Raw genomic sequence first — 13,316 nt, 5'->3', positions numbered from 1 at the left:
GATCAACAAAAACAACACCAAGGAAGTGCCCATGCGTCTTGTCATGTTCCAGCCATTGGCCCTCGGGGCCGCGATCCTGAGCTGTTCCTCCGCTTTTGCCGTGACGCTGGAAGGCGGCGCGGTGGCTGCGCCTGATCAATATGGCGCACAGGTGGCCGCCGATATCCTCAAGAAGGGCGGCAACGCGGTGGACGCCGCCGTCGCCACGGCCTTCACCCTCGCCGTCACCTACCCCGAGGCCGGCAACATCGGTGGCGGTGGCTTCATGACCCTGTTCGTCGACGGCAAGCCGTACTTCCTCGACTACCGCGAAGTGGCGCCCAAGGCCGCCACCAAGACCATGTACCTGGATGACAAGGGCGAGGTGATCGAGAACCTCAGCCTGGTCGGCGTGCGCGCAGCCGGCGTGCCGGGCACGGTAATGGGCCTGTGGGAAGCGCACCAGAAGTTCGGCAAGCTCAAGTGGAGCGAGCTGCTCACCCCCGCCATCGGCTATGCCAAGAACGGCTTCAAGATTGCCCAGAAGCAGTACCAGTACCGCGATGACGCCCAGGGCCTGTTCAAGACCGCCACCAACTTCAACGACTACTTCGGCAGCATGAAGGTGGGCGAGTTGTTCAAGCAGCCGGAGCTGGCGCAGACCCTCGAGCGCATCGCCGACAAGGGCGTCAGCGAGTTCTACCAGGGCAAGACCGCCGACCTGCTGGTGGCGCAGATGCAGGCCGACAAGGGCCTGATCACCAAGGAAGACCTCAAGGACTACAAGGCGCTGTGGCGCAACCCGATGGCCATCGACTGGCGCGGCAACGTGGTCTACACCGCGCCACCGCCGAGCTCTGGCGGCGTGGCCCTGGCCCAGCTGCTGGGCATCAAGGAAGACCGTGCGGTCGACTTCAAGGGCGTCGAGCACAACTCGGCGAAGTACATTCACCTGCTGGCCGAGATCGAGAAGCGTGTGTTCGCCGACCGCGCCGACTACCTGGGTGACCCAGCCTTTACCCAGGTGCCGGTGGACAAGCTGGTCGCCAAGGACTACCTGGCCAAGCGCGCAGAGCAGGTCAACCCGAACGCGATCTCCGCGACCGACAAGGTCAAGCCGGGCCTGGAGCCGCACCAGACCACGCACTTCTCCATCGTCGACAAGCAGGGCAACGCGGTGAGCAACACCTACACCCTCAACCTCGACTACGGCAGCGGCGTGGTGGTGAAGGGCGCGGGCTTTTTGCTCAACGACGAGATGGACGACTTCAGCGCCAAGCCGGGTGCAGCCAACGCCTTTGGCGTGGTGGGCGGTGACGCCAACGCCATCGCCCCGGGCAAGCGCATGCTTTCGTCCATGAGCCCGACCCTGGTGACCCGTGACGGCAAGGTGGTGCTGGTGGTGGGCACGCCGGGCGGTTCGCGGATCTTCACCTCGATCTTCCAGGTGATGAACAACCTGTATGACTACAACATGCCGCTGGAGAAATCGGTGGCGGCGCAGCGGGTGCATCACCAGTTGCTGCCCAAGGACACTATCTACTTCGACAGCTATGCGCCGCTCACCGGCAAGGTGGCCGATGACCTGAAGAAGATGGGTTATGTGCTGGAGGATCAAGGCTGGGAGATGGGCGATATCCAGGCGATCCGGGTGACCGGGGAGAAGCTGGAGACCGCGTCGGATCCGCGTGGGCGGGGCGTGGGGATGATCGTTAAGTAAGCCACTGTTGGCTGAGCCGACGTATTCGCGGGTAAACCCGCTCCCACAGGATCAATTCTGGACCTGTGGGAGCGGGTTTACCCGCGAATCGTTTCTGAAGGTCAGACGCGGAACTGGCTGACCAGAGTCTGCAAGTGACCACCCAGACGCGCCAGCTCGACGCTGGAGGCCGCGGTTTCATCACTGGCGGCAGCGGTCTGCTCCGACACATCACGCACATTCAGGATGCTGCGGCTGATCTCTTCGGCCACGGCGCTCTGCTGCTCGGCGGCGGCGGCGATCTGCTGGTTCATCGACTGGATGTTCGACACCGTGCGGGTGATGTTCTCCAACGAGCCACCGGCCTTGCGCGCCAGTTCCACACTGCTGTCGGTCAGGCTGCGGCTGCCGTTCATCGCATCGGCCACCTGCTGGGTGCCGTGCTGCAGGCTGGCGATCAGGCCTTCGATCTCTTCGGTCGACTGCTGGGTGCGTTGGGCCAGGCCGCGCACTTCGTCGGCGACCACCGCAAAACCACGCCCGGCTTCACCGGCACGGGCAGCTTCGATGGCGGCGTTGAGGGCCAGCAGGTTGGTCTGCTCGGCCACCGACTTGATCACATCCATCACACTGCCGATCTTCTGGCTTTCCTGCTGCAGCAGGGTCATGGCGTCGGTGGAACGTTTGACCTCCTGGGCCAGGCGCTCGATCTGGCCGATGGCCTCACCCACCACTTTGTCGCCGCCGCGGGCTTCGCCGTCGGCATTGGTGGCGGCAAAGGCCGCCTGTTCGGCATTGCGCGCCACTTCCTGCACGGTGGCGGCCATTTCGTGCATGGCGGTGGCCACCTGGTCGGTCTCGACCTTCTGGCTGTTGGCGCCGGCGCTGGTCTGCTCGGTGACCGCCGACAGTTCCTCGGCTGCGCTGGCGATCTGGGTGACGCCATCGCGGATACCGGTGATCAGCTCGCGCAGGGTGGTGCCCATGCGCGCGATGCCTTGCTGCAAGGCGCCCAGTTCGTCGCGTCGGGTAACGCGCAGGTTCTGAGTGAGGTCGCCGTTGGCGATCTTGTTCACCACGTCCATGGTTTCGCGCAGCGGGCGGGTAATCTGGCGGGTGATGATGAACGCGGCCAGTACACCGACCAGCAGTGCCAGCAGTGTGGCGAAGATCTGCAGGCTGCGCGCCTGGGCGCTTTCGCTGTCGCGGCGGTCAAGCTGGATCTGGTACAGCGCGTCGCTGCGTTTGACGATGTCGGCGCCCTGCACGGTCATCTCGGCCCGGGCGCTGGCGATAGCGGCCACTGCATCGCGGAAGCGGCGCACGCCGTCACGGTAGGCCTGCACCGACTGCTCGAACTGCTGCAGGCGCGCCGTCTCGTTGGGTAACTGGCGCTTGAGGTCGTCGACTTCGGCCAGGGCGGCGTCGAGTTGACGCAGGGCTGCCTGTTCGTTGGCAGCGGTGTTCTCGGCGATATAGCCGCGCACGTCGATGCGTACCAGCAACAGCTGTTGGCGCGCCTTGCTGATCAGTTGGTACTGGGCCAGGCGCACGCCGTCGCTCTCGGTGCGTGACATGACTTCCTGGCTCAGGGCATCCATGGCCTCGTCGGCCTTGGTGGCCGAGGCCGTCATCGCCTCGCGGGTGGCCTGGGAGCTGGTGTAGCCAGCCCGCATCTTGCTCAGCGAAGCCTTGTATTCGCTGATGGTCTGGCCCAGTTCATTGAGCAGCTTGACGTTCTCGGGGCTCTTGAAGGTGCTGACCAGGTATTCCTGCTGCTTGCTGAACGCGTCCAGCTTGGCCTGGGTGTTGGCTGCCGCCGCGTCGTCGCCATTGGCGATCATGTACTGCAGGCGGGCGATGCGCAGGTCGGTCAGGTCTTTGTTGAGCTGGCCGATGTCGCCCATCCAGTTGCTGCGGTTGATCAGGCTGCCCAGGCTGTTCCAGCCGGTCAGGGCCAGCAGGCCGGTCAGTACCAGCACCAGGCCGAAGCCCAGGCCGAGTTTGAGGTTGACGCTGATGTTGGCGAACCAGCTGTTCATGCACGCTCTCCCAGAAAATGATTTCGCTCACTTGATCTCATATCGCTGGGCGTTGTTTTTATGAGGGTGCCCTTGGATTTGTGTAGGGCATATCGGCAAATAAGAGAGAAGCTGAAACGCTTTTTCAGCAGATTTGTAAATGGCTGAAAACGTTTGCTTTTTGGCAGGGCAAGGGGGGCGCTTTGCGGCCCCCCTTCCAGGCTCAGAGGCTACGTGCGCTGAAGGTGTCGCATTGGGTCACATCACCACTGCCGAACCCGGCCTTGAACCAGCGCACCCGCTGCTGCGAGGTGCCGTGGGTGAACGAGTCGGGTACCACCCGTCCCTGCCCCTGTTGCTGCAGGCGGTCGTCGCCAATGGCATTGGCGGCGTTCAGCGCTTCCTCCACATCCCCCGGCTCCAGCCAGTTCAGGCGTTTCTGCGCCTGGTAGGCCCAGACCCCGGCCAGGCAGTCGGCCTGCAGTTCCTGGCGCACCAGCAAGCCATTGTCGCCCTCCATGCGCTGGCCGCTGCGGCGGGCGGCGTCGACCTTGGCCGAGACCCCGAGCAGGGTCTGCACGTGGTGGCCGATCTCGTGGGCGATCACATAGGCCTGGGCGAAATCGCCGGCCGCGGCGAAGCGGGTTTCCATTTCGCGGAAGAAGCTCATGTCCAGGTACACGCGCTGGTCGGCGGGGCAGTAGAACGGCCCGACCGCTGCCGAGGCGAACCCACAGGCCGAATTGACCTGGCCGCTGAACAGCACCAGCTTCGGGTCGCGGTACTGTTTGCCAGCCTGGGCGAACAGCGCTTTCCAGGTGTCTTCGGTGTCGCCGAGGATCGAGGCGACGAACGCCGCCTGCTCGTCATTGGCGGGCGGTGCCTTGCTCCCGACATTGGCCGGGGCGGTCTGTTGCTGCTGGTCCATCTGCCCGGCCAGTTGGCCGAGGATCTGCAGCGGGTCCTGCCCGGTGAGCCAGCCGATGCCGACGATCAACAGGATGGCGCCGAGCCCCAGGCCCTTGCCTCCGCCGAAACGCATGCCGCCGCCACCGCCACCTTCGCCGCGGGCATCGACCACGTTGTCGCTGCGTCGGCCTTTTCGCCATTCCATGTGGTGCACTCCACTTTTTTGAAACATGAAGACAAAAGATTAGTTCAGCGCCGCGCTGGCCGTTAGGGCGAGCGCATGGCCATAACCAAATGGTTATGCCTATGACCGCTGAATTCAATATTCATCCCGTCGTACCTGCCGGAAACTGCAAGTCCGCCTGGCACGCCCAGGCGGCTTCATAATTCCAAGAGAGGAAACCGGCATGCCTGCCCAGGACACCAGCCGTTTCGTGATCCGTGATCGCAACTGGCACCCCAAGGCCTTCACCCCCGACTACAAGACCTCGATTGCCCGTTCGCCGCGCCAGGCGCTGGTGAGCATTCCGCAGTCGATCAGCGAAAGCACCGGCCCGGACTTTTCCCATCTGCGCTTCGGCGAGCATGACCACGACCTGCTGCTGAACTTCAACAACGGTGGCCTGCCCATCGGCGAACGCATCATCGTCGCTGGCCGTGTGGTCGACCAGTACGGCAAACCGGTGCCCAACACCCTGGTGGAAATGTGGCAGGCCAACGCCGGTGGCCGCTACCGGCACAAGAACGACCGCTACCTGGCACCGCTGGACCCGAACTTCGGCGGCGTCGGCCGTTGCCTCACCGACCGCGACGGCTACTACAGCTTCCGCACCATCAAGCCCGGCCCGTACCCCTGGCGCAACGGCCCCAACGACTGGCGCCCGGCGCATATCCACTTCTCCGTCAGCGGCCCGTCGATCGCCACCAAGCTGATCACCCAGCTGTATTTCGAGGGCGACCCGTTGATCCCGATGTGTCCGATCGTCAAGTCGATCGCCAACCCGGATGCGGTCGAGCGGCTGATCGCCAGGCTCGACATGAGCCACGCCAACCCCATGGATTGCCTGGCCTATCGCTTTGACATCGTCCTGCGCGGCCAGCGCCAGACCCACTTCGAAAACCGCTGAGGAGCGCCGTCATGCCTATCGAACTGCTGCCGGAAACCCCCTCGCAGACCGCCGGCCCCTACGTGCACATCGGCCTGGCCCTGGAAGCGGCCGGCAACCCGACCCGTGACCAGGAAATCTGGAACCGCCTGGCCAAGGCCGCTGCCCCGGGTGAGCACATCCTGCTGATCGGCCAGGTGTACGACGGCAATGGCCACCTGGTGCGTGACTCGTTCCTGGAAATCTGGCAGGCCGACGCCAACGGCCTGTACCAGGACGACTACAACCAGGAGAACCTGTTCAACAGCTTTGGCCGCACCGCCACTACCTTCGATGCCGGTGAATGGACCCTGCACACGGTCAAGCCGGGCGTGGTGAACAACGCTGCCGGTGTGCCGATGGCGCCGCACATCAACATCAGCCTGTTTGCCCGGGGCATCAATATCCACCTGCACACGCGGTTGTATTTCGATGACGAGGGCGAGGCGAACGCCAAGTGCCCGGTGCTCAACCTGATCGAGCAGCCGCAGCGGCGCGAGACGCTGATTGCCAAGCGGTGCGAAGTGGAGGGGAAGACGGCGTATCGCTTCGATATCCGTATTCAGGGGGAAGGGGAGACGGTGTTCTTCGATTTCTGAGAATGCTGGGGCCGCTTTGCGGCCCATTCGCGGCACAAGGCCGCTCCTACAGGAGAGATGCGATCCACTGTAGGAGCGGCCTTGTGCCGCGAAAGGGCTGCAGAGCAGCCCCGAGGGCTTGAAAGTCAGCGCCGAACCAGCAGCACGCCGCTTTCCATGTGATGGGTATACGGGAACTGGTCGAACAGCGCACAGCGCTCGATGCGGTGGGTGTCCTGCAACTGGGCGATGTTCTGCGCCAGGGTCTCGGGGTTGCATGAGATGTACAGGATGCGCTCGAAGCGCCGGGTCAGCTCGCAGGTGTCCGGGTCCATGCCGGCGCGCGGCGGGTCGACGAACACGGTACCGAATTCGTAGCGCTTCAGGTCGATCCCTTCCAGCCGGCGGAACGGGCGCACCTCGTTCAGCGCCTGGGTCAGCTCTTCGGCCGACAGGCGCACCAGGCGCACGTTGTCCACGCCATTCTCGTCCAGGTTGTGCAGCGCGGCGTTGACCGAGGTCTTGCTGATTTCGGTGGCCAGCACCTGGCGGGCACGGGTGGCCAACGGCAGGGTGAAGTTGCCGTTGCCGCAATACAGCTCCAACAGGTCGTCGTCGCGCTCGCCCATGGCTTCGAATGCCCAGCCGAGCATCTTCTGGTTCACCGCGCCGTTGGGCTGGGTGAACGCGCCTTCGGGTTGGCGATAGCTGAAGGTGCGGCCGGCAATGTCCAGTTTTTCTACCGCGTAGTCACGGCCGATCACCAGGCGCTTGCCCTTGGAGCGGCCGATCACGCTCACATTCAGCTCGCTGGCCAGCTGCTGCGCAGCGGCTTCCCAGGCGTCGTCCAGCGGGCGGTGGTAGCACAGGGTGACCATGGCATCGCCGGCCAGGGTGGTGAGGAACTCCACCTGGAACAGGCGGTTGTTCAGCGCCTCATTGCCCTGCCAGGCGGCCTTCAGGCGTGGCATCAGTTCGTTGATGCGCTGGCTGGCGATGGGGAAGTCGTCGATCAGGATCGCTTTGTGCTTCTCGCCCGGGGCGAACATCGCGTAATGGCGCTGGCCGTCCTCGCGCCACAGGCGGAACTCGGCGCGCAGGCGGTAGTGCTCGCGCGGCGAGTCGAACACCGCAGGTTCCGGGGCGCCGAACGGCGCCAGCAGCTCGCGCAGGCGGGCGACCTTGGCCGCCAGTTGCGCGTCGTATTGCGTGGGGTCGAAAACGGCACTCATGCGTTGAACCAGCCCAGCTTGATGACAAACAGAATGGACAGGATCACCAGCGCCGGGTTCAGGTCCTGGCGACGGCCGGACAGCAGCTTGATGGCAGTCCAGGCGATGAAGCCGAAGGCGATGCCGTTGGCGATCGAGTAGGTCAGCGGCATGGCCAGGGCGGTGACCACCACCGGTGCGGCTTCGGTGACGTCATCCCAGTTGATCTCGGCCAGGCCCGAGGCCATCAGTACGGCGACGAACAGCAGCGCCGGGGCGGTGGCGAAGGCGGGCACGCTGCCGGCCAGCGGGGCGAAGAACAGCGCCAGCAGGAACAGGATGGCCACGACGATGGCGGTCAGGCCGGTGCGGCCACCGGCACTGACGCCAGCGGCGGATTCGATGTAGCTGGTGGTGGTCGAGGTGCCCAGCAGCGAGCCGGCCATGGCGGCGGTGCTGTCGGCGATCAGGGCGCGGCCCATCTTCGGCATGTGGCCGTCCTTGCCCATCAGGCCGGCGCGCTTGGCCACGCCGATCAGGGTGCCGGAGTTGTCGAACAGGTCGACGAACAGGAAGGCGAAGATCACGCTGATCAGGCCGACGTCCAGGGCGCCCTTGATGTCCAGCTGCAGGAAAGTCGGCGCCAGCGACGGCGGCATCGACACCACGCCACCGAAGGGGGTGACGCCCATGGCGATCGAGGCCACGGTCACGGCGAGGATGCCGATCAGCACCGCGCCACGCACTTTCATCGCCTCGAGGGCAACGATCAGGAAGAAGCCCAGGGTGGCGAGGATCGGCGCCGGCTGCTTGAGGTCGCCCAGGCCCACCAGGGTGGCCTGGTTATCGACGACGATGCCGGCGTTATGCAGGGCGATCAGCGCCAGAAACAGGCCAATACCGGCGGCGATGGCCGAGCGCAGCGGCAGCGGGATGCTGTTCACGATCCATTCGCGGATGCGGAAGATCGACAGCAGGAAGAACAGCACGGCGGACAGGAACACCGCACCCAGCGCCACCTGCCAGGTGTGGCCCATGTGCAGGACCACGGTGTAGGTGAAGAAGGCGTTCAGGCCCATGCCCGGCGCCAGGGCGATCGGGTAGTTGGCGATGATGCCCATGGTCACCGAGCCGATGGCCGCGGCCAGGCAGGTGGCGACGAAGATCGCGCCCTTGTCCATGCCGGTCTCGCCGAGGATGCTCGGGTTGACGAACAGGATGTAGGCCATGGCCAGGAAGGTGGTGACGCCCGCGAGAATCTCGGTGCGCACGTTGGTGTTGTGTGCCTTTAGTTGAAACAGCCTTTCCAGCATGCCTGCTCCCAGGGCGCCTCGCGCCGTGAATGTATCGTCCCCAACAGCAAAGCACAGACCGTACCGGATGCCGTGGTTTTGCGTGGGGCGCAAAAAAGCCGCGCATCATACCAGCATGGGGGGCGGGGGCCTATGGCCGTTGGGGTGGGTGATCGGGTCAGGTTCGCGGGCCAGGCGAACGATCAACCGTTGTGCAAGCGGTCGCGGTGGGTCAGGGTCGGGAACAGTTTCATCCACACCCCGGTCACCACCAGCGTGCCCACGCCGCCCAGCACCACGGCGGGCACTGTGCCAAACCAGTGCGCGGTGAGCCCCGATTCGAACTCGCCGAGCTGGTTCGAGGCGCCGATGAACAGCCCGTTCACCGCACTTACCCGGCCGCGCATTTCATCCGGCGTTTCCAGCTGCACGAAGGCGCCACGGATGACCATGCTGATCATGTCCGCCGCACCCAGCACCACCAGCACCGCCAGGGAGAACCAGAACGAGGTGCTCAAGCCGAAGGCGATAGTCGCCACGCCGAACACCCCTACCGCCGTGAACATGACCAGCCCCACCTTGCGTTCTACCGGGAAGCGCGCCAGCCACAGCGACATCAGCAACGCCCCCACCGCCGGGGCCGAGCGCAGCAGGCCCAGGCCCCAGGCGCCAGTGAGCAGGATGTCCTTGGCGAACACCGGCAGCAGCGCGGTGGCCCCCCCCAGCAGTACGGCGAACAGGTCCAGCGAGATGGCGCCGAGGATGTCCGGGCGGCTGCGGATGAAGCGGATGCCGGCCAGCAGCGACTCAAGGCTGGCGCGGCCTTGCTGGAGGGGTTGCTGGCGGGCGTCGAGGCTGAGCATGAGCAGGCAGGCGATCACGTACAGGATCACGGTCGGGGCATACACCCAGATGCTGCCGAAGGCATACAGGAAACCGCCGACCGCCGGGGCGATGATGGTCGCCGACTGGGTCGCCGAGGCAGACGCCGCCACCGCGCGGGGGAACAGCCCCGGCGGCACCACGTTGGGCAGCAGCGCCTGGGTGGCCGGCATCTCGAACGAGCGGGTGGCGCCCAGCAGGAAGGCCAGCACGAAGATCAGCTCGCGGCTGACGTTGTCGGTGGCGCTGCCAAGGGCCAGCGCCAGGGCGATCAGCGCCTGCAAGGTCTGGCACAGGGCGGCGACCTTGCGCCGGTCATAGCGGTCGGCAACGTGCCCGGTGTGCAGCATGAACAGCACGCGCGGGGCAAATTCCACCAGCCCGACCAGGCCCAGGTCGAGCACGTTGCCGGTCAACTGGTAGAGGTGCCAGCCGATGGCCACGGTGAGCATCTGGAAGCCGCTGGCGGTGAAAACGCGGGCCAGCCAAAAAGCCATGAAAGGGCGGTGATGACGCAGCAATTGCGGGGCAGAGTCGGACATCGGCAGGCCTGTAACCTCGGCAATAGAGGGGTCTGCAGAGTAGCATCTGTTTGTAACAATTAGTTGCTGAATGTCGAGGTGGACAGTTTTTCAGCGCCCGGAAAAGGGGGTGGGACAACGGGTCACGCGGCAATCAACCACACATCTGGTCACTTGATTCGGGACTATGCTTCCAGACATTCGTTGACCTGGATCAATCGTTCCAGATGCAACGAATTTGGCCCTCGGGCCGGAATCCCTGCGATCGAACAGAACAATTCCAACGAGCCGCACTCGATCACTGTGGGGGCAGTGGGCGACAAGGGCCACCAGCCTGGACGCCGGATTATCTGAAGAGGAAGCACCATGTTCGGATTAGAAGCCCTAGAGCTCGCCCGAATCCAGTTTGCCTTTACCGTGTCCTTTCACATTCTGTTCCCGGCCATCACCATTGGCCTGGCGAGCTACCTGGCGGTTCTCGAGGGCCTTTGGCTCAAGACCGGCAACAACACCTACCGTGACCTCTACCACTTCTGGTCGAAGATCTTCGCCGTCAACTTTGGCATGGGCGTGGTCTCCGGGCTGGTCATGGCTTATCAGTTCGGCACCAACTGGAGCCAGTTCTCCGACTTCGCAGGTTCCATCACCGGCCCCTTGCTGACCTACGAGGTGCTGACGGCCTTCTTCCTCGAGGCCGGCTTCCTGGGCGTCATGCTGTTCGGCTGGAACCGTGTCGGCCGCGGCCTGCACTTCTTCGCCACCTGCATGGTGGCGCTCGGTACCCTGGTCTCGACCTTCTGGATCCTGGCGTCCAACAGCTGGATGCAGACCCCACAGGGCTACGAGATCGTCAATGGCCAGGTGATCCCGGTGGACTGGTTCGCGGTGATCTTCAACCCGTCCTTCCCCTACCGGCTGATGCACATGGCCACCGCCGCCTTCGTCGCCACGGCGTTCTTCGTCGGCGCCTCGGCGGCCTGGCACCTGCTGCGTGGCCGGGATAACCCGGCGGTGCGCAAGATGCTGTCGATGGCCATGTGGATGGCGCTGGTCGTCGCGCCGATCCAGGCGGTGATCGGTGACTTCCACGGCCTCAACACCCTCAAGCACCAGCCGGTGAAGATCGCGGCCATCGAGGGCCACTGGGAGAACAAACCGGGCGAGCCCACCCCGCTGATCCTGTTCGGCATCCCGGACATGAAAGCCGAAACCACACGCTACAAGATCGAGATCCCGGCCCTGGGCAGCCTGATCCTCACCCACAGCCTGGACAAGCAAGTGCCGGCCATGAAGGAGTTCCCACCTGAGGACCGGCCCAACTCGACCATCGTGTTCTGGTCGTTCCGGGTCATGGTCGGCCTGGGCATGCTGATGATCTTCGTGGGCCTGTGGAGTGTGTGGCTGCGTAAGCGCGGCACGCTGTACAGCTCACGGCCGTTCCTTTACCTGACCCTGTGGATGGGCCCGTCGGGGCTGATCGCCATCCTCGCCGGCTGGTTCACCACCGAGATTGGCCGCCAGCCGTGGGTGGTCTACGGGCTGATGCGCACCGCCGACGGGGTGTCCAACCACAGTTACGCGCAGCTCGGTTTCACCCTGGTGATGTTCGTGGTGGTGTACTTCGCCCTGTTCGGTACCGGCATCGGCTACATGATGCGCCTGGTGCGCAAGGGGCCGAAAACCGGCGAAGGCGAGGAGCACACCCCGGGTGGCCCTGGCCAGCAACGTACGCCGGCGCGGCCACTGTCCGCCGCCGATGATGGCCATGAGGCCACCTCCACCCGCCTGAGCGAGGGGAACTGAGATGGGTATCGATCTTCCGCTGATCTGGGCCGTGATCATCATCTTCGGCGTGATGATGTACGTGGTGATGGACGGTTTCGACCTTGGGATCGGCATGCTCTTCCCGTTCGTCCAGGACGAGCGTGACCGTGATGTGATGATGAACACCGTCGCCCCGGTCTGGGACGGCAACGAAACCTGGTTGGTGCTGGGGGGCGCCGCGCTGTTTGGCGCCTTCCCGCTGGCCTACTCGGTGGTGCTGGAGGCGCTGTACCTGCCGCTGATCCTGATGCTGGTGGGCCTGATCTTCCGTGGCGTAGCCTTCGAGTTCCGCTTCAAGGCGCGGGCCAACAAGCGGCATATCTGGGACAAGGCGTTCATCTGGGGTTCGCTGGTGGCCACCTTCTTCCAGGGCGTGGCCCTGGGGGCCTTCATCGAAGGCTTCAAGGTGGTCGACCGCAAGTTCGTCGGCGGCTACCTGGACTGGCTGACACCGTTCACCCTGTTCTCTGGCCTGGGTCTGATCGTCGCCTACACCCTGCTGGGCTGCACCTGGCTGATCATGAAAACCGAAGGGCCGCTGCAGCAGAAAATGCACGACATGGCGCGGCCACTGGCGCTGGTGTTGTTGGCGGTGATCGGCATCGTCAGCCTGTGGACGCCGATCGCCTACCCGCAGATCGCCGACCGCTGGTTCAGCATGCCTAACCTGGTGTGGTTCATGCCGGTGCCGCTGCTGGTGCTGGTGACCTTCTACGGGCTGCTGCGTGCGGTGGCGCGCAACGCGCACTACACGCCGTTCCTGCTGACCCTGGTGCTGATCTTCCTTGGCTACAGCGGCTTGGGGATCAGCCTGTGGCCGAACATCATCCCGCCGTCGATCAGCATCTGGGACGCCGCCGCGCCGCCGCAGAGCCAGGGCTTCATGCTGGTGGGCACGCTGTTCATCCTGCCGTTCATCCTTGGGTACACCTACTGGAGCTACTACGTGTTCCGCGGCAAGGTGACCCATGACGATGGCTATCACTAGGAGCGCGCCATGATGGATGTCGAACAGAAGAAACCGTTGTGGCAACGCCTGGGCTGGCTGGTGCTGATCTGGGCGCTGAGTGTCGCGGCGCTTGGGGTGGTGGCTTATGGCATGCGCATGTTCATGAATGCGGCGGGGCTGAGCACGCACTGAGCCTGCGGCGAAACCATCGCGGGGAATGGACTGCCCCCAAGACGTTGGACGCCAATCCAACCCTTGGGGGATTTATGGGCAAGTACACCGAGCGCTTCAAGCTCCTTCGCCAAA

General features: G+C 64.4%; 11 protein-coding genes and 1 pseudogene. 6 read left to right on the top strand and 6 right to left on the bottom strand.

The features are described 5' to 3' along the window. The first annotated feature begins 31 nt into the window (after nt 1–31). On the top strand, nt 32–1,699 hold the full coding sequence (gene ggt, locus L6D77_RS02840) for a gamma-glutamyltransferase (RefSeq protein ID WP_232881858.1): 1,668 nt from the start codon (nt 32–34) through the stop codon (nt 1,697–1,699). Nucleotides 1,700–1,800: 101 nt separating this feature from the next. Here ggt and L6D77_RS27455 read toward each other — a convergent pair whose 3' ends face one another. The 3 genes and pseudogenes from L6D77_RS27455 to ypfJ all read right to left on the bottom strand — a co-directional run bounded on the left by L6D77_RS27455 (nt 1,801) and on the right by ypfJ (nt 4,813). Beyond that, complete coding sequence (locus L6D77_RS27455; RefSeq protein ID WP_373870564.1) at nt 1,801–2,514, bottom strand: methyl-accepting chemotaxis protein; 714 nt, start codon at nt 2,512–2,514, stop codon at nt 1,801–1,803. A 141-nt stretch (nt 2,515–2,655) separates the two neighbouring features. Continuing rightward, a pseudogene (locus tag L6D77_RS27450) lies at nt 2,656–3,585 on the bottom strand (methyl-accepting chemotaxis protein); the annotation flags it as partial. A gap of 337 nt (nt 3,586–3,922) precedes the next feature. Further along, nucleotides 3,923–4,813: a KPN_02809 family neutral zinc metallopeptidase gene (ypfJ, locus tag L6D77_RS02830; protein WP_232881862.1), complete on the bottom strand. Its 891-nt coding sequence runs from the start codon at nt 4,811–4,813 to the stop codon at nt 3,923–3,925. A gap of 202 nt (nt 4,814–5,015) precedes the next feature. On the opposite strand from ypfJ, the gene pcaH reads away from it, so the two are divergent. Together pcaH and pcaG are read left to right on the top strand one after the other, a co-directional pair. Then, nucleotides 5,016–5,735: a protocatechuate 3,4-dioxygenase subunit beta gene (gene pcaH, locus L6D77_RS02825; protein ID WP_110994676.1), complete on the top strand. Its 720-nt coding sequence runs from the start codon at nt 5,016–5,018 to the stop codon at nt 5,733–5,735. Nucleotides 5,736–5,746: 11 nt separating this feature from the next. Then, nucleotides 5,747–6,352, top strand: a complete 606-nt coding sequence (gene pcaG, locus L6D77_RS02820; protein ID WP_232881865.1) for a protocatechuate 3,4-dioxygenase subunit alpha — start codon at nt 5,747–5,749, stop codon at nt 6,350–6,352. Nucleotides 6,353–6,477: 125 nt separating this feature from the next. Here the strand turns inward: pcaG and trmA are convergent, their stop codons facing one another. The 3 genes from trmA to L6D77_RS02805 form a co-directional block, all read right to left on the bottom strand. Beyond that, entirely contained in the window at nt 6,478–7,563 is a 1,086-nt protein-coding gene (gene trmA / locus L6D77_RS02815) for a tRNA (uridine(54)-C5)-methyltransferase TrmA (protein ID WP_232881867.1), read from the bottom strand. Then, nucleotides 7,560–8,855: an NCS2 family permease gene (locus L6D77_RS02810; RefSeq protein ID WP_232881869.1), complete on the bottom strand. Its 1,296-nt coding sequence runs from the start codon at nt 8,853–8,855 to the stop codon at nt 7,560–7,562. Before L6D77_RS02810 ends, trmA begins: the two co-directional genes overlap by 4 nt. Before the next feature lie 182 nt (nt 8,856–9,037). Then, on the bottom strand, nt 9,038–10,258 hold the full coding sequence (locus tag L6D77_RS02805) for an MFS transporter (RefSeq protein WP_232881871.1): 1,221 nt from the start codon (nt 10,256–10,258) through the stop codon (nt 9,038–9,040). A gap of 345 nt (nt 10,259–10,603) precedes the next feature. On the opposite strand from L6D77_RS02805, the gene L6D77_RS02800 reads away from it, so the two are divergent. Genes L6D77_RS02800 through L6D77_RS02790 form a run of 3 tightly spaced genes read left to right on the top strand, consistent with a single transcriptional unit; the run spans nt 10,604 to nt 13,202 of the window. Then, entirely contained in the window at nt 10,604–12,040 is a 1,437-nt protein-coding gene (locus L6D77_RS02800; protein ID WP_232881873.1) for a cytochrome ubiquinol oxidase subunit I, read from the top strand. A gap of 1 nt (nt 12,041) precedes the next feature. Next, the gene (gene cydB, locus L6D77_RS02795; protein ID WP_153788670.1) at nt 12,042–13,049 is read left to right on the top strand and encodes a cytochrome d ubiquinol oxidase subunit II; all 1,008 of its coding nucleotides are present in this window, start codon (nt 12,042–12,044) and stop codon (nt 13,047–13,049) included. Nucleotides 13,050–13,061: 12 nt separating this feature from the next. Then, nucleotides 13,062–13,202, top strand: coding sequence for a DUF2474 domain-containing protein (locus L6D77_RS02790; RefSeq protein ID WP_232882126.1), 141 nt, complete (start codon nt 13,062–13,064; stop codon nt 13,200–13,202). Nucleotides 13,203–13,316 lie beyond the last annotated feature (114 nt).

Origin of the sequence: Pseudomonas parasichuanensis (assembly GCF_021601385.1) — a bacterium.
Taxonomy (GTDB): Bacteria; Pseudomonadota; Gammaproteobacteria; order Pseudomonadales; family Pseudomonadaceae; genus Aquipseudomonas; species Aquipseudomonas parasichuanensis.
The sequence above is the reverse complement of the archived record's forward strand: the minus strand, read 5'-3'. Positions and strand labels throughout refer to the sequence as shown.

Excerpts from the sequence above, each read along its gene's own strand:
- trmA (WP_232881867.1), bottom strand. The coding sequence starts at position 7,563 with ATGAGTGCCGTTTTCGACCCCACGCAATACGACGCGCAACTGGCGGCC.
- ggt (WP_232881858.1), top strand. The coding sequence starts at position 32 with ATGCGTCTTGTCATGTTCCAGCCATTGGCCCTCGGGGCCGCGATCCTG.
- cydB (WP_153788670.1), top strand. The coding sequence starts at position 12,042 with ATGGGTATCGATCTTCCGCTGATCTGGGCCGTGATCATCATCTTCGGC.
- L6D77_RS02790 (WP_232882126.1), top strand. The coding sequence starts at position 13,062 with ATGGATGTCGAACAGAAGAAACCGTTGTGGCAACGCCTGGGCTGGCTG.
- pcaH (WP_110994676.1), top strand. The coding sequence starts at position 5,016 with ATGCCTGCCCAGGACACCAGCCGTTTCGTGATCCGTGATCGCAACTGG.
- ypfJ (WP_232881862.1), bottom strand. The coding sequence starts at position 4,813 with ATGGAATGGCGAAAAGGCCGACGCAGCGACAACGTGGTCGATGCCCGC.
- L6D77_RS02805 (WP_232881871.1), bottom strand. The coding sequence starts at position 10,258 with ATGTCCGACTCTGCCCCGCAATTGCTGCGTCATCACCGCCCTTTCATG.
- pcaG (WP_232881865.1), top strand. The coding sequence starts at position 5,747 with ATGCCTATCGAACTGCTGCCGGAAACCCCCTCGCAGACCGCCGGCCCC.
- L6D77_RS27455 (WP_373870564.1), bottom strand. The coding sequence starts at position 2,514 with ATGCACGAAATGGCCGCCACCGTGCAGGAAGTGGCGCGCAATGCCGAA.
- L6D77_RS02800 (WP_232881873.1), top strand. The coding sequence starts at position 10,604 with ATGTTCGGATTAGAAGCCCTAGAGCTCGCCCGAATCCAGTTTGCCTTT.
- L6D77_RS02810 (WP_232881869.1), bottom strand. The coding sequence starts at position 8,855 with ATGCTGGAAAGGCTGTTTCAACTAAAGGCACACAACACCAACGTGCGC.